The organism is Pseudomonas sediminis (assembly GCF_002741105.1).
Lineage (GTDB): Bacteria > Pseudomonadota > Gammaproteobacteria > Pseudomonadales > Pseudomonadaceae > Aquipseudomonas > Aquipseudomonas sediminis.
Genome location: NZ_NIQU01000005.1, coordinates 161,143 through 175,473 on the forward strand (window position 1 = coordinate 161,143; position 14,331 = coordinate 175,473).

Below are 14,331 nucleotides of genomic sequence, written 5' to 3' on the forward strand. Positions count from 1 at the left end.
AGGCTCGTTCTGGTTGTGGCCGGAGTCTTGACCGGCCAGGTGCTGGGAAAAATCGGCTGGGGCAAAAACTTACTTCAGGATTGTTTGAAGTAAGGCTGTAAGCCCCGGCTCATAAGGGTTGGCGTGGCATGCACATCAGTCGCGGTAGCTGGAATCGAGGCGATCGAGCTTGCGTAACCAGGCCTGCCAGATCAGCTGGCGCTGCCATTCGGCGCCCTGCAGCTGCTCGCAGGCGTGCTGCGCCAGGTGCGCGGGGATCTCGCTGCACGGCTGGCCACCGCCAATGGCGGCAAGCTGGATCTCGCAGGCGCGGTTCAGGTAATGCATGACATAGAAGGCATCGGCGACGCTGGCGCCGACGCTGAGCAGGCCGTGGTGGCGCAGCAGCAGGGCGATGTTGTCGCCCAGCGAGGCCTGGATGCGTGCACGTTCGTCCAGATCCAGCGCCACGCCTTCATAGGCGTGGTAGCCCAGACGCCCGTGGAATTCGGTGCTGATCTGGTTGAGCTGCAGCAGGCCGGCGTCCTGCGCGGCCACCGCCATGCCCGCCAGCGTGTGGGTGTGGATCACGCAGTGGGCGTCGTCGCGGGCCATGTGCACGGCGCTGTGGATGGTGAAGCCGGCGACGTTGTACTCGGCGTTGCCCTCGACCACCTTGCCGTGCATGTCCACCACGATCAGGTCGCTGGCGCGGATCTCCTCGAAGAACAGGCCGAAGGGATTGATTAGAAAGCGCGGCTCGCCGTCGCCTGGCAGGCGCACGGAAAAGTGTGTGTAGAGGGTGTCGTCCCAGCCGAACAGGGCAGCCAGGCGGTAGGCCGCGGCCAGGTCGCGGCGCAGGGTGGCGATGTCGTTCATGCGTTCTCCAGGCCGATGAAGCGGCGTACGCGTTCGTGATTGCCGGTGCGGATGGCGTCGGGTGAGGCGTCGAGCTGGACGTGTCCGTCCTCCATGAACAGCACGCGGTCGGAAATCGACAGGGCGAAGTCCATCTCGTGGGTGACGATCAGCATGGTCATGCCCTCGCGGGCCAGGTCGCGGATCACCGCGAGCACATCGCCGACCAGTTCCGGGTCGAGGGCGGAGGTGGGCTCGTCGAACAGCATGACGTCCGGCTTCATCGCCAGGGCGCGGGCGATGGCCACGCGCTGCTGCTGGCCGCCGGAGAGCTGGTGCGGGTATTTGTCGGCATGGGCCAGCAGGCCGACCTTGTCCAGTAGCGCCAGGGCCTGCCGGCGCAGGTCGACGGTATTGCCCAGGCCGTGGTAGCGCGGCGCGAGCAGCACGTTGTCGAGGATGGTGCGGTGCGGGAACAGGTTGAAGCTCTGGAACACCATGCCGATGCGCCGCACGCCTTCACGTTGGCGGCGGTTCTCGGGGCGATCGCCGGCCTGGATGAAGGCTTCGCCGAACAGCACGATCTCGCCTTCGTCGATGCTTTCCAGGCCGTTGACGGTGCGGATCAGCGAGGTCTTGCCGGAGCCGGACGGGCCGATGATGGAGATCACCTCGCCGGGTTGCACGCTGAGGTCGATGCCCTTGAGCACATGGTGGTCGCCGTAGTGCTTGTGGATGTTGCTCAGATACAGCGCCGCCGGGGCGCCGGACTGGCGAATCTGCGCGCTACCGGCCGTCACCTGCGGCAGGCTACTGCGCAGCTCGGTCATCTGCGCGTCGCTCAGGGTGCTCGGCTTACGCCGGCTGAGGTCGAGATGGCGCTCCAGGTACTGCAGGCCCCAGCCGAACAGGCTGACGATCAGCACGTAGTACACGGCCACGGCGCCGAGGGTTTCCAGCACCAGGAAGTTCTGCGCGTAGAGGCGCTGGCCGACCAGCAGCAACTCGCTAAGAGAGATTACCGAGACCAGCGAGGTCAGCTTGACGATGGTGACGTACTCGTTGGTCAGGGTCGGCAGGGCGATACGAAAGGCCTGAGGCACCACGATCAGCCGCTGTGCGCCGAGTCGTCCAATGCCCAAAGCGCGGGCCGCTTCGCGCTGACCCTTGGCCACCGAAAGCAGGCCGCCACGGTGAATCTCCGCCATGTACGCCGCTTCGGTCAGCACCAGGGCGAACAGGCCGGCATAGAAGGGGTTGGACAGCACCTTGCCGCTGGCCGGGATGAGTTGTGGCAGGTTGTAGACGAAGATCAGCAGCACCAGCAGCGGCACGCTGCGAAAGAACCACACGTAGATCGCGGCGGGTGCGCTGAACCAGCGGCTGCTGGCCTGTTTGGCGCTGGCCAGGCCGAAGCCCAGCACCAGGCCGAGCAGCCAGGCCAGGCTGCTGAGTTTGACCACCGTCCAACACGCAGCCCAGAAGGCCGGCATGGAAAACAGGGAGAAGAAATAGCTCCATTCGAACGGCATATGGGGCACCTGCGACTCAAGCCGAAAAAAGGCCGCTGGCCGGAGTGAGCACCGGCCAGCGGGGTGAAGCGGTCATGCCATACAGCGCCCGTGGGGAGCCACAAGGCTCATCCACGGGTTGGTTTCAGGCTTCTTCCAGGTTGTATTTCTTCAGCAGTTCGGCGTATTCGCCGCTGGCCTTGAAGTCGTCCAGCGCGGCTTTCAGGGCGTCGAGCAACTGCTTGTTGCCCTTCTTCACGTAGATGCCCAGTACCTGCGGGTAGATCGCGCTTTTGGAACTGATGGTGATGCGGCCCCGGGATTTTTCGACGATCAGCAGCGAGGCGGCGTCGATTTCCAGATGCGCTTGGATGTGGCCGGAGAGCAGCGCCTGGGAGGTTTCCGAGGTGGTCGGGTACTGGTTGATGGTGATGGCACCGGCGCCCTTTTCCTTGCAGTAGCCGTCGGAAACCTTCTGCAGCGCCGGAATCCACGAAGTGCCCTGTTGCAGGCCGACGGTCATGCCGCACAGTTCTTCGGGGGTAGCCGGTTTCTTCTCGGCGTCGCTGCGTACCATGATCGCCGCACCGGTTTTGGCGTAGGGAATGGCATCGGCTTTCTCCAGGCGCTCGGGGAGGATGTACATGCCGGAGATGATGGTGTCGAAACGGCCCGCGTCGAGGCCGAGGATCAGGTTGGGAAAGGTGATGTCGCTGAAGCTCGCCTCCAGGCCCAGACGCTTGGCCAGGGCTGCGGAAACTTCCGGGTCGAAGCCTTTCACCTGGTCGCCTTCGTAGTATTCGAACGGTGGGTAGGTAATTTCCATGCCCACCTTCAGCTCGCCGCTGGAGAGGGTCTTGGGCGTTTCGGCGGCGTGAGCGGTGCTGAACAGGCCGGCGAGGGTGCAGGCCAGAGCCAGGGCGGTGGTGCGCAGCGGTTTACGGGTTGTCATTGTTAATCTCCGGATCAGGGCTTGTATTGGCAGCGTGGAAAGTCACAGCGCACTCGGCTGGTGCTTCAGGTGGCCGAAGCTGGACGGTGCGCGGGCGCGTTCGGGCAGCTGCAACTGGCCGTCCTCGACGCGCTTCTTGAGGTATTGGTAGGTCTGCAGCGCCTGGCTCCACATGTGCTCGCCGATGCTGATGGTTTCGTAGCTCTGGCCGGTGGCTTCGAACTGCGGCAGCGGGCGGATCTGCGTGTGGTAGTCGCAGGCATAGAAGAAGGGGAACGAATAGCGCTCCTGGCTGACCTTGCGCACGCGGTGCGAGGTGGCGACGAAGGTGCCGGCGCTCATCACCTCGAGCATGTCCCCGATGTTGACGACGAAGGTGCCTTCGCGCGGCGGTGCGTCGATCCACTGGCCGAGGTCGTTCATCACCTCCAGCCCCGGACGGTCGGCGAGCAGGATGGTGAAGCACTCATAGTCGGTGTGGGCGCCGATGCCGGGGGCGTCCTGGGCCTCGCCATCGAAGGGGTAGTGGATCAGGCGCAGCTTCGACGGCGGGAAGTTGGCCATCTCGTCGAAGGTGTTTTCCGGAACGCCGAGGGCCAGAGCGAAGCCGCGAAACAGCGTGCGGCCAAGCTGGAAGATACGCGCGTAGTAGGCCTGCACCGCTTCCTTGAAATCGGGCAGCGTGGGCCAGTCGTTCGGCCCCAGCAGCGGCGTGCCGGCCAGCACCAGCGGATTGTCGGCGGGGACTTCGAAGCCGATGTCGAAGGCTTCCTTGTGGTCCGGCTTGCCAGCGCCGTAGCGCTCTTCGCCTTCGGGCACGAAGCCCTTGTGGCTGGCCGAGGTGCCGATGTAGTGGCGCATCTTGGCGTCCAGGGGCTGGGCGAAATAGTCCTCGGCGGCGCGGTGCAGGCCATCGATCAGCGTCTGCTCGATGCCATGGCCGCTGATGTAGAGAAAGCCCACCTCGCGGGCGGCGCGGCCCAGGTTCTCGGCCACGGCCAGGCGCTCGGCCGGGTCGCTGCTGAACAGGCCGGCGATGTCGACCACGGGGATTTCGGTGAAATGCTTGGCGTTGTTGTTCATCACGGCTCCTCAGCGACTGGTGAAACGGTGGAAGTGCTGGCGCTCGCAGCGCGCCATCCACTGGTTGAGCTGCCACAGGTCGGCCACCGGCATGTCGGTGAAGGGCAGGTGGTGCAGATAGCCGTCCGGGCCGAATTCGGGGGTCAGGGTGGTGGTCTGCAGGCCACGTTTTTCCTGGCTGCTCCAGATGCTTTCCCAGTGGCGCTGGTGAAAGGCCAGTACCTCGGCGTATTCCGGGGCGCCGGGGTGCGGCACCTGCGGGCCTTGGTCGTAGCCCACGCGAGCCTGGATGTGGTCGACCCGCTCGATAAAGGCGGAAAGGTCGTCTGCGGGATCGTCGAGCAGGCGCTCGCAGGTCACCAGCCAGTGGCTGATGTCGCTGGTGAAGCGCAGTTCGGGCACCTGGCGGATCACGTCAAGGGTGACCCAGGGGCTGTACAGCGAGCGGCCGCGATGAATTTCGAAGCACACGCGCAGACCGCTGGCCGAGGCCAGTTCGACGGCACGGGCGAAGAAATCGACCTGCTCGCTCAGCGACCAGCGATCGTTGCCGGGCAGCACGTTGACCAGCCGTGGGCCGAGTTCGGCGGCCCAGTCGAGCTTCATACGCAGGTCTTCGAGGTGCACCTGCGGGCTGTCGCTCTGACGCGGCAGCACCGGCGTGGAAGTGAACAGGGTGGCGATATAGGGGACGTTCTGCTCGCGCAGCAGACGGGCATTGATGGCGCGCTGCGCGGCGGTCTCGGGGATGCGCGCTTCGATGCCGTCGAAGCCGGCACCGAGCGCTTCGTCGAGCGCTTGCTGCCAACTGCCGCGATAACCCCAGAGGGTGCGGAAGATTTCCAGTCGCATGGCCGTCTCCTGGAGAGGGCGAAGGTCAGCGGCAGATTGGCAATGGGGCTAGTGCCCGATGGCGTCCGGTTCGAGCCGGCGCCTGGTTATGGCTGCATTGTTGGCTCAGCCTGCGAACGGGTTAAATCGCATCGAACAAATACTTAGTTCAGTGATTACTGAACTATTGTGGATGGGGTAGTAGGAGCGGCTTTAGCCGCGATAATCGCGGATAAATCCGCTCCTACAAGAGCCCGAACTCCGTTTCCCTGGATGTCTGCGGGGCCTGCATGGCGCTACACTGGCGCTCTGTTAATCCGCCGTGCGCCCTCATGTCCTTCGCCTTGCCCGATCTGAAACTGCTGAAGATCTTCGTCGCCGTGGTGCGTCATCAGGGCTTTGCTGCTGCGCAGCAGGAACTGAACCTGTCCACCTCGGCCATCAGCACCTACATGAGTCAACTGGAGAGCCAGCTCGGCATCGTGCTCTGCCATCGCGGCCGGGGCGGCTTCAGCCTGACCAGCAAGGGCGAGCTGTTTCACCAGGAAACCCTGCGCCTGCTCGGCGAGCTGGAAGGCTTCGAGCGTTACTCGGCGGCGCTCAAGGGCGAGCTGCGTGGCACGCTCAACCTCGGTGTGCTGGACTCCACCGTCAGCGACCCGGCCTTGCCGCTGGCCGAAGTGATCGGTGCCTACAGCCAGGAACACCCAGGCGTGCACATGCACCTGTCGGTGATGAGCCCCTACGAGCTGCAGCTGGCGGTGCTGGACAACCGTCTGGATCTGGCCATCGGTGCGTTCTCCACACGTATGAACGGCCTGGTCTATCAGCCGCTCTACCGTGAGCAGCACTGGCTGTATTGCAGCGAGCGACACCCCTTATTCGAGCAGCGGCGGATACCTGAGGAGTTGATCACCCAGCAGCGCATGGTGGGCCGTGGCTACTGGAGCCAGGCCGAGCTGGCGCGCCATGGCTTCAAGCACAGTGCGGCGACTGTGGAGTCGATGGAGGCACAGCTGATTCTGGTGCTTTCCGGCGCCTACATAGGCTATCTGCCCGAGCATTACGCTCAGCCCTGGGTCGATCAGGGCAAGCTGCGTGTGCTGTTGCCCGCCACCTTCGGTTATCAGGCCCCGTTCTCGCTGATCCTGCGTCGCGGACGTACCCGCGAGCCGCTGATTCAGACCTTTCGCGACCTGCTCAAGGCGCAACTGAATCAGATCTGAAACAGGGTCGCCTTTCTCCTCCGAAAGGCTTAGAGCCTACGACTGGCGCGGTTATTAGGCTGTGCTAGTACTTATTTATACGTCTGTACCAACTTCAATTCGAACAGGGAAGCCTCGATGCGCCAGAACCTGCCCGTGACTCAGCGGGAAAGAACCTTCCCCGCTGATGAACGCCTGATTTCCACCACCGACCTCAACAGCAAGATCACCTACTGCAACGACGCCTTCGTCGAGATCAGCGGCTTTACCCGCGAGGAGCTGGTCGGCCAGCCGCACAACCTGGTGCGCCACCCGGACATGCCGCCAGCGGTGTTCGGTCATATGTGGGACACCATCAAACAGGGCAAACCCTGGATGGGCATCGTCAAGAACCGTGCGAAGAACGGCGACTTCTATTGGGTCAGCGCCTATGTCACGCCTGTCTACGAGAACGGTCGAGTTTCCGGCTATGAGTCGGTGCGCTCAGTCCCAACCGAGGCCCAGAAACGTCGTGCCGAAGCGCTCTATGCCCGGCTGCGTGCCGGCAAATCGCCCGTGCCGAAGTTGGAGTACTGGACCTATGACCTGGTGCGCTCCTGGCCGCTGATCGCCGCGTCGCTGCTGATTGTTGCGGCGCACTGGGCGGTTTCTGGCTGGGCGCTGATGGCGTTTATCGTGCTGACGCTGTTCGCGCTGGGCTCCTACCAGTTGTATCGGACCCGGCAACTGATCCGCCGCACGCTGGCGGAGCATCCGAAAGCCTTTACCAGCGGCCTTGTGGCGCTGACCTACAGCGATAATCGCGGTGCCCAGGCCTTGCTGGACATGGCAATGATCAGCGAGGAGGCGCGCTTGCAGACGGCTCTGACGCGACTGGAGGATGCAGGCGAGAACGTCAAGAAGCGGGCGACGCAATCGGCCGAGCTGTCGCAATCCAGCGCACAGATGCTCGATCAACAGCGCGCCGAGACAGACCAGTCGGCCACCGCCATCAACGAGATGGCGGCGACCATTCAGGAAGTCGCACACAACGTACAGAACACCTCGCATGCCGCCGAAGAGGCGGATCGCCTGGCGCGTGAGGGACGCGATCTGGCTGTCGGCAGCTTGGATTCGATGCGACAGATGGCCAAGGCGGTCAACGATATTGGTCAGGCGGTCAACGAACTGGCCAACTCCACGCAGTCGATCGGCAGCGTCGCCGACGTGATCACCTCGATTGCCGAACAGACCAACCTGCTGGCGCTCAACGCTGCCATCGAGGCGGCCAGGGCAGGGGAGCAGGGGCGCGGTTTCGCTGTGGTCGCCGATGAAGTGCGCTCGCTGGCATCGCGTACCCGTCAGTCCACCGAGCAGATTCACCAGATCATCGCTGACCTGCGTGCTGGAGCCGAGCGCGCCGTGGTGACGGCGGGCAAGGGCGAGGAAATTTCCCGTGGCAGCGTGCAGAGCGTGGAGTCGGTGCGCGATGCACTGGAGGGCATCAGCTCGGCGGTAACGCGTATCACCGGTATGAGCCAGCAGATGGCGGCCGCCTCCGAGGAGCAGAGCCACGTGGCCGAGGACATCAGCCGGCAGATCACCCGTATCGCCCAGCTTTCCGATCACAGTGCCGGCCAGGCGCATCAGGGCGCGGCGATCAGCCGCGAGCTGGAGGAAATGGCCGATTACCTGCACAGCCTGGCAGAACGCTTCAACCGTTGATCGGTGTGCAACCGGGGCACGTTAAACACGGCCCCGCTTGCAGCTGCTCTACGCCGTCGCTCGACGTTCTGGCACACTGCGCGGCATGCCTCGTCCGACCTGTTCCCGCTGTCAGCGACCGCTCAGCCATTGCCTGTGCCCGCTGATCCCCGATCTCGATAGCCGCACTCGGTTGCTGATCCTGCAGCACCCGAGCGAGGTCGGTCATGCCCTCAATACTGCTCGCCTGGTTACGCTTGGGTTACGCAATGCCGAGCTGCGCGTCGGTGAGGTGTTCGATGATCTGCCGCAATTGCTCGCGCATCCTGACTATCGAGCCTGTCTGCTGTTTCCCGGCGAAGAGTCCGTCGCCTTGAGCGCTTATGCGCCCGACGAGAAACCCTTGTTGTTGGTGGTGCCCGATGGCACCTGGCGCAAGGCGCGCAAGCTGCTGCATCTCAACCCGTCGCTGGCGGCACTGCCGCGTGTGAGCCTGGGGGCAGTGGCGCCGTCGCGTTACCGTCTGCGCAAGGCACCGGAAGAGGGGGCGCTGTCGACCATCGAGGCGATCGTTGCAGCGCTGGATGTGCTTGAGTCGCCACAGGGCTTCGCTGCGTTGCTCAGGCCTTTCGATGCGTTGATTGAAGGGCAGATCGCGGCGATGGGTGAAGCAGTGTTTGTCCGCAACCACCAGCGTTGACGCGGTGCGCATGGCGCACCCTACGCGCGTAGCCGTGGCAGACCTATGAAGGGCGAAGGCATGTAGGGTGCGCCGCGCGCACCGGCTTTTGATGAATGTTACGGTTCGGGCTCGGTACATATGGTGCATCTGACTACGCAGCGTGCACGGCAGGTATTCAGCGTTCGCGCATGGCTTCCGAGCGAGCCTTGAGCACGGGTTTGAGCAGGTAGGCCAGCACGCTCTTCTCGCCAGTGATGATGTCAACCGTGGCAACCATGCCAGGGATGATCAGCAACGGGTGTTCGTCGCTGCCGAGATGGCTTTTGTCGGTGCGTACCTGGATCAGGTAGAAGCTGTTGCCTTCCTCGTCGGTGATGGTGTCAGCGCTGATCAGCTCCAGGTTGGCCTTGAGGCCGCCGTAGATGGTGTAGTCGTAGGCGGTGAACTTGACCATGGCTTTCTGCCCCGGATGCAGGAAGGCGACGTCCTGCGGGCGCACCTTGGCCTCGATCAGCAGGCTGTCGTCCAGCGGCACGATCTCCAGCATGTCGCTGCCCGGCTGCACCACGCCTCCGATGGTGTTGACCTTGAGCTGCTTGATCACTCCGCGCACCGGTGAGGTGACGGTGGTACGGGTTACCTTGTCTTCGATGGCGACACTGGTGGCGGTGATCTTCTGCAGTTCGGTGCGTAATTCGTTGAGCTCCTTGAAGGCCTCGGCGCGGAATGCCAGCTCGGATTCGTCCATCTTGCTCTTGATCTCGCTCATCGCTGCTTCAGCGCGTGGAATGGCCAGGTTGGTGGCTTCCAGTGATCCTCGAACTTCCACCACGCTACGGCGCAGGCGTAGCACTTCGACCTGGGAAATCGCCCCCGAGGCCACCAGCGGCTGCGACATGTTCAGCTCCTGCTGCAAAAGGCCGAGGCTGGAACGGTATTGCTGGGACTTGGAGCGAAACTCGGCGAGCTCCTGCTCCTTCTGTCGCAGTTGTTCACCCAAGGTGCGTTGCTCGCTGCGCAGGCGTTGTTGGCGTGAGCGGTACAGGGCCAATTGGTCTTCTGCCAGTTGCGGCGCGTCGCGGGTGATTTCTTCGGGTAGTTGCGGTTCTCGGCCTTCGGCCTCGGCACTCAGTCGTTCCAGGCGGGCGATCAGTGCCAGTCGATCCGCTTCGGTTTCCCCACGATTGGATAGAAAGCGCGTGTCATCCAGCCGCAGCAAGGTGTCACCCTTTTCCACCACCTGGCCTTCACGTACGAAGATCTCGCTGACGATGCCGCCTTCGAGGTTCTGGATCACCTGCACCTTGCTCGACGGGATGGCCTTGCCTTCACCCGTGGTCACCTCCTCGAGCACGGCGAAATGCGCCCAGACCAGTGCGCTGAGCAGGCAGGCACTGACCGCCCACACGGTGATGCGGCTCAGCCAGGGCGAGTCTTCCAGAATGGCGCCTTCGACTTCCGGCATGAACTCGGTGTCCTGACGTTTCTCGCGCAGGCTGCCGAAGTAGTTGCCGAGGTTCTGGGTCGCTTGCATCGTTCGTCGCTCCTACAGGCTGGCTGGGCCGACGCGGCCCTTGCGCAAGGCTTCGATCACCGCTTCCTTCGGCCCGTCTGCCACCACACGACCGTTGTCCAGCACGGCCAGGCGATCTACCAGGCTGAGCATGGAGGCGCGGTGGGTGATGAGGATCAGGGTCTTGCCTTGCACCCAGCTGTGCAGACGCTGGCGCAGCAGGTCTTCGCTGGTGTTGTCCATGGCGCTGGTGGGCTCGTCGAGCACCAGAATCGGTGGGTCGAGCAGTAGCGCCCTGGCCAGCAGCACGGCTTGGCGCTGGCCGCCGGAAAGCAGTTGGCCGCGCTCGCCCACCGGACGGTCGAAGCCCTGCGGGTGCTGTCGCGCCAGGTCGACGACGCCAGTCAGCTCGGCCACTTCGAGCATGCGCGCGTCGCTGATGTAACGCGCACCGAGGGTGAGGTTGTCGCGCAGGCTGCCGGCCAGCAGCGGCAGGTCGTGGGCGACGTAGCCGATCTGGTGGCGCAGGTCGGCGACATCGAGCTGACGCAGGTCGAGGTTGTCGAGCAGGATCTGCCCTTCGTCGGCGCTGTAGAACGCCATCATCAGACGCGCCAGGGTGCTCTTGCCCGAGCCGCTGCGACCGATGATGCCGAGCCGCTCGCCGGCGCCGAGGCGCAGGCTGACGTTGTGCAGCGCCGGGGCGTTCTGGCCGGGGTAGGTGAAGCTGATCTGGCGGATTTCCAGCGCCCCCTTGAGCTGGGTGCGATCCAGCGGGCGCTGCTTGTCCTGACGCTCCTGTGGCAATGCCATCAGTGCGTCGGTGCTGGTCATGGTCAGGCGCGCCTGTTGGTAGCGGGTGATCAGTCCGGCGATCTGGCCCAGTGGCGCAAGAATCCGGCTGCCCAGCATGTAGCAGGCCACCAGCGCGCCGACGCTGAGGTGGCCGGCAATGATCAGGTAAACGCCTGAAACGATGGTGGCCATGCCGGCGAATTGCTGCAGGAAGAGGGTGCCGTTGGTGGCCAGTGAGGCGAGGAATTTTGCATGGCCGTCCAGGCGGGTGAGGGCACCGTGGGTTTGCTCCCACTGATGTTGGCGCTCACTTTCCGCGCCGCAGGCTTTGAGGGTTTCCAGGCCTCCAAGGGTTTCGATCAACAATGCCTGGCGCTGCGAGCCGAGTTGCAGGCTCTTCTGCACTGTGTCGCGCAGGCGCACCTGGATGATGTAGGCGAACAGTGCGGTAATGGGGAAGGCCAGCAGGGGGATGAACACCAGCGGGCCACCGATCAGGCCGATCACCAGCAGCATCAGCATGGAGAAGGGCAGGTCGATCAGGCTGGTCAGGGTCACGGCCGTGAGAAAATCGCGCAGTCCCTGGAAGTCGTGAATGCTCTGTGCGAAACCGCCGATGGTGGCCGGTCGCGCTTTCATCGACATGCCAGTGATGCGTTCGAACAAGGTGGCCGACAGCACCACATCGGTCTTCTTGCCGGCGGTGTCCAGCAGGTGCGCGCGCAGTACCTTGAGCAGCAGTTCGAAACCGGTGCCGACAAACAGGCCAATCGCCAACACCCAGAGCGTCGAGGTCGCCTGATTGGGCACCACGCGATCGTAGGTTTGCATCACGAACAGCGGCACCATCAAACCCAGCAGGTTGATCAGCAGGCTGGCCAGCACGGCATCGGTATAGAGCCAGCGCGACAGCTTCAAGGTGTCGCGAAACCAGGCTTCGATGCGCGGCACCAGCGGTGTGCGGGCTTCTTCAAGCTCATGCCGCGGGCGAGCGAAGAAGGCCCGGCCGCTGTACTCGGTGGCCAGTTGTTCGCGGCTGACCCATTGCTCGCCGCCATCCGTTTCGCAGGGCAGAATCTGCGCCTGCTGCTTTGGTCCCCACTGGCGCAGCACGGCGCTGCGGCCGTCCTTGAGCAGCAGCAGTACCGGTAGGTTGAGTGCTGAGATACTGGCCAGGTCGCGTTGCAGCAAGCGTCCTTGCAACCCCGCCCGTGCTGCGGCGCGGGCCAGCAAGTCGGGGCTCAGGCGCTGCTCTGGCAGAGGCAGCCCAGCGCTCAGGCTGCCGCGACTAGCGGAACAGCCGTGCAGCCTGCATAGGATCAACAAACCATCCAACAACGGATCGTCGTGACTGAGCCGCGGATCACTGGTCGGCCCTGGCCGTTCCATGGTGGTCAATTTCTACTACTCCTCAGGCCTGTTCAGACCTTTGCCGCACGTTGGCCCCGTGTGTTCACACAGGGTCTCGAGTCGGTACTACTTCATCTCCGGCAAGCGTGCTTCGCTCTTCACTTCGGTGAGGGCTACAGCTTCCGCCGGGACTACGACCTGTTGCTGGCGCAGCAGATCACCCATGGCCGCGACGACGCGGTACATCGAGAACTCTTCGCCGTAGCGAACCTCGGTATAGCGGCGGTTGGCAGTGAACAGTTCGTTTTCGCTGTCGAGCAGGTCGAGCAGGGTGCGTTGCCCCAGGCTGAACTGCTGCTGGTAGGCCTCGCGAACCCGTGAGGTGTAGTCCGCGTAGTCACGGGCTTTGGGGGTTTGCAGGCGCGCGTTCTCCATGGCGTTCCAGGCCAGCGAGAGGTTTTCGTTAAGCACGCGCAGCGCGTTGTTGCGGATGTCCATCGACTCGTTGATCTGGTGCGCGGCCGATTGCAGGCGGGCCTTGTCGCGCATGCCGTTGAACAGGTTGTAGTTCATCACCACGGCGGCTCGCCAGGTGTTGTAGTGCCCCTCGTCACCCTGCACGTTGTCGTTGGCATTGGTGGCCAACTCCAGGTCGAAGCGCGGGTAGAAGGGCGACTTGGCCACCTCGTACTGCTTCTCGGCAGCATTGACGTCCGACTGTGCCGACTTCAGGAACGGGTTGTTGTCCATCACGGTCTGGCGGGCGGCGAGCAAATCGGCCGGCATGTTGCCCTTGACCGAGGAGGGTGTCTCCAGCTGATCCGGCAAGCGCCCCACGGCACTGAAGAAGTTGGCCTCGGCATCGGCCAGGTTGACCTCTTCGGTGTACAGATTGTTCTGCGCCAGGGCCAGACGGGCCTCGGATTGATCGAGGTCTGCGGTGCTGCCAACGCCCTGGCGGCTGCGCAAACCGATCTGATCGTTGATGCGCTGGTGTGCCTGCAGGTTGTTGCGCGCCAGAGCGACCATCTCGCGGCGCATCAGCACATCGAGGTACACCTCGACGGTGCGTAGCGCCAGGCTTTCGGAGGTGCCGAGCAGACGGTAGGCGCGGGAGTTGACCACGGCCTGGGTGCGCGCCACTTCGTTGGGGGTGTTGAAACCATCGAACAGCATCTGCCGCAAACGCAGCTCGGCATCGCGGTAGTTCAGGGTCTCTGTGTTGTGATTGCCCAGCGCCCTCGTGCTGGGGCTGTCCGTACGTTCCCGGCCGTAACCGACCAGCAGATCGACGGTGGGCAGGTAGCCGCCCTTGGCGAATTTCACATCCTCATCCGATGAGAGTCGGCTATTGGCGGCAGCGTGGATTTCCGGGTGATTGTCCAGCGTGCTCTGAATCGCTTCCGACAGATTCATGGCTTGCGCCTGACTGCAAACAGTCGCCAAAAGCATGGCGCTCCACAGCGGGGTTAAGGTGCGCATTGGCGTTTCTCCTGACTGAAGTTCTTATCCTGTCGCCATAAAAATGGCGTTTTTGCCTGTAAAACCGTTTCAGGCTTGTAACATCACAGCTAAGAACAACTTTTGGAGAACCTAAGATGTTTTTTTCACAACCTATATTCAGAAAAAATCTTATGAACTCTGAGAAAAGCAGCACATTGTTTGAACCTGTGAGCTGTGCAAGTCCTCGTTTTTCGGGGGCTGCACAGCTGAAATGGGTTGTCAGGCATCAAAGGGCGGGGATTCAACTGATGGAGTAGTTCGACGCATGCTGTGGTGACATTTTTTTGTCGGTAGCGTTTTTTGGATTTTGCGCCGTTCCATTTCAGTCAGCTGTCTAGGTTCTTTCCTCGGCTTCGAAAAGGTGTTCTGACCCTTTCGGTAGGTAC

11 protein-coding genes and 1 pseudogene are annotated in these 14,331 nt (G+C 63.1%); 4 read left to right on the forward strand and 8 right to left on the reverse strand.

Annotated features, from left to right (window positions below; translation table 11 throughout):
- Positions 1-135: 135 nt before the first annotated feature.
- The 5 genes from CDO35_RS14000 to CDO35_RS14020 form a co-directional block, all read right to left on the reverse strand.
- Positions 136-858 (reverse strand): class II aldolase/adducin family protein, encoded by a 723-nt coding sequence (locus tag CDO35_RS14000; RefSeq protein ID WP_099525320.1) that lies wholly within the window; start codon positions 856-858, stop codon positions 136-138.
- Positions 855-2,369 carry an amino acid ABC transporter permease/ATP-binding protein gene (locus CDO35_RS14005; RefSeq protein ID WP_099525321.1) on the reverse strand — a complete coding sequence of 505 codons (1,515 nt, stop codon included), beginning with the start codon at positions 2,367-2,369 and terminating at the stop codon, positions 855-857. The genes CDO35_RS14000 and CDO35_RS14005 overlap by 4 nt, the downstream gene beginning before the upstream one ends.
- 124 nt (positions 2,370-2,493) lie before the next feature.
- Positions 2,494-3,300: an ABC transporter substrate-binding protein gene (locus CDO35_RS14010; RefSeq protein ID WP_099525322.1), complete on the reverse strand. Its 807-nt coding sequence runs from the start codon at positions 3,298-3,300 to the stop codon at positions 2,494-2,496.
- A 42-nt stretch (positions 3,301-3,342) separates the two neighbouring features.
- Positions 3,343-4,383, reverse strand: a complete 1,041-nt coding sequence (locus tag CDO35_RS14015) for an isopenicillin N synthase family dioxygenase (RefSeq protein WP_099525323.1) — start codon at positions 4,381-4,383, stop codon at positions 3,343-3,345.
- A 9-nt stretch (positions 4,384-4,392) separates the two neighbouring features.
- Positions 4,393-5,235, reverse strand: coding sequence for a sugar phosphate isomerase/epimerase family protein (locus CDO35_RS14020; RefSeq protein WP_099525324.1), 843 nt, complete (start codon positions 5,233-5,235; stop codon positions 4,393-4,395).
- Positions 5,236-5,546: 311 nt separating this feature from the next.
- On the opposite strand from CDO35_RS14020, the gene CDO35_RS14025 reads away from it, so the two are divergent.
- From CDO35_RS14025 to CDO35_RS14035, 4 genes and pseudogenes are all read left to right on the forward strand, one after another.
- A complete protein-coding gene (locus CDO35_RS14025; RefSeq protein WP_099525325.1) occupies positions 5,547-6,440 on the forward strand; it encodes a LysR family transcriptional regulator in 894 nt (297 codons plus the stop codon).
- Between the two features lie 117 nt (positions 6,441-6,557).
- Positions 6,558-6,839: pseudogene (locus tag CDO35_RS23285) on the forward strand (PAS domain-containing protein); the annotation flags it as partial.
- 243 nt (positions 6,840-7,082) lie between these two features.
- Entirely contained in the window at positions 7,083-8,123 is a 1,041-nt protein-coding gene (locus CDO35_RS14030) for a methyl-accepting chemotaxis protein (RefSeq protein WP_420713178.1), read from the forward strand.
- A gap of 85 nt (positions 8,124-8,208) precedes the next feature.
- Positions 8,209-8,802, forward strand: a complete 594-nt coding sequence (locus CDO35_RS14035) for a tRNA-uridine aminocarboxypropyltransferase (RefSeq protein ID WP_099525327.1) — start codon at positions 8,209-8,211, stop codon at positions 8,800-8,802.
- Positions 8,803-8,959: 157 nt separating this feature from the next.
- On the opposite strand, the gene CDO35_RS14040 is transcribed toward CDO35_RS14035, so the two are convergent.
- From CDO35_RS14040 to CDO35_RS14050, 3 genes are all read right to left on the reverse strand, one after another.
- Complete coding sequence (locus CDO35_RS14040; protein WP_099525328.1) at positions 8,960-10,318, reverse strand: HlyD family type I secretion periplasmic adaptor subunit; 1,359 nt, start codon at positions 10,316-10,318, stop codon at positions 8,960-8,962.
- 12 nt (positions 10,319-10,330) lie between these two features.
- Positions 10,331-12,490 carry a type I secretion system permease/ATPase gene (locus tag CDO35_RS14045; RefSeq protein WP_099525329.1) on the reverse strand — a complete coding sequence of 720 codons (2,160 nt, stop codon included), beginning with the start codon at positions 12,488-12,490 and terminating at the stop codon, positions 10,331-10,333.
- A gap of 78 nt (positions 12,491-12,568) precedes the next feature.
- On the reverse strand, positions 12,569-13,924 hold the full coding sequence (locus CDO35_RS14050; protein WP_099525330.1) for a TolC family outer membrane protein: 1,356 nt from the start codon (positions 13,922-13,924) through the stop codon (positions 12,569-12,571).
- Positions 13,925-14,331 lie beyond the last annotated feature (407 nt).

Bases quoted from the DNA above. Each gene is read 5' to 3' on its own strand.
- CDO35_RS14000 (WP_099525320.1), bottom strand. From the start codon at position 858: ATGAACGACATCGCCACCCTGCGCCGCGACCTGGCCGCGGCCTACCGC.
- CDO35_RS14050 (WP_099525330.1), bottom strand. From the start codon at position 13,924: ATGCGCACCTTAACCCCGCTGTGGAGCGCCATGCTTTTGGCGACTGTT.
- CDO35_RS14030 (WP_420713178.1), top strand. From the start codon at position 7,083: ATGGCGTTTATCGTGCTGACGCTGTTCGCGCTGGGCTCCTACCAGTTG.
- CDO35_RS14035 (WP_099525327.1), top strand. From the start codon at position 8,209: ATGCCTCGTCCGACCTGTTCCCGCTGTCAGCGACCGCTCAGCCATTGC.
- CDO35_RS14040 (WP_099525328.1), bottom strand. From the start codon at position 10,318: ATGCAAGCGACCCAGAACCTCGGCAACTACTTCGGCAGCCTGCGCGAG.
- CDO35_RS14020 (WP_099525324.1), bottom strand. From the start codon at position 5,235: ATGCGACTGGAAATCTTCCGCACCCTCTGGGGTTATCGCGGCAGTTGG.
- CDO35_RS14005 (WP_099525321.1), bottom strand. From the start codon at position 2,369: ATGCCGTTCGAATGGAGCTATTTCTTCTCCCTGTTTTCCATGCCGGCC.
- CDO35_RS14025 (WP_099525325.1), top strand. From the start codon at position 5,547: ATGTCCTTCGCCTTGCCCGATCTGAAACTGCTGAAGATCTTCGTCGCC.
- CDO35_RS14010 (WP_099525322.1), bottom strand. From the start codon at position 3,300: ATGACAACCCGTAAACCGCTGCGCACCACCGCCCTGGCTCTGGCCTGC.
- CDO35_RS14015 (WP_099525323.1), bottom strand. From the start codon at position 4,383: ATGAACAACAACGCCAAGCATTTCACCGAAATCCCCGTGGTCGACATC.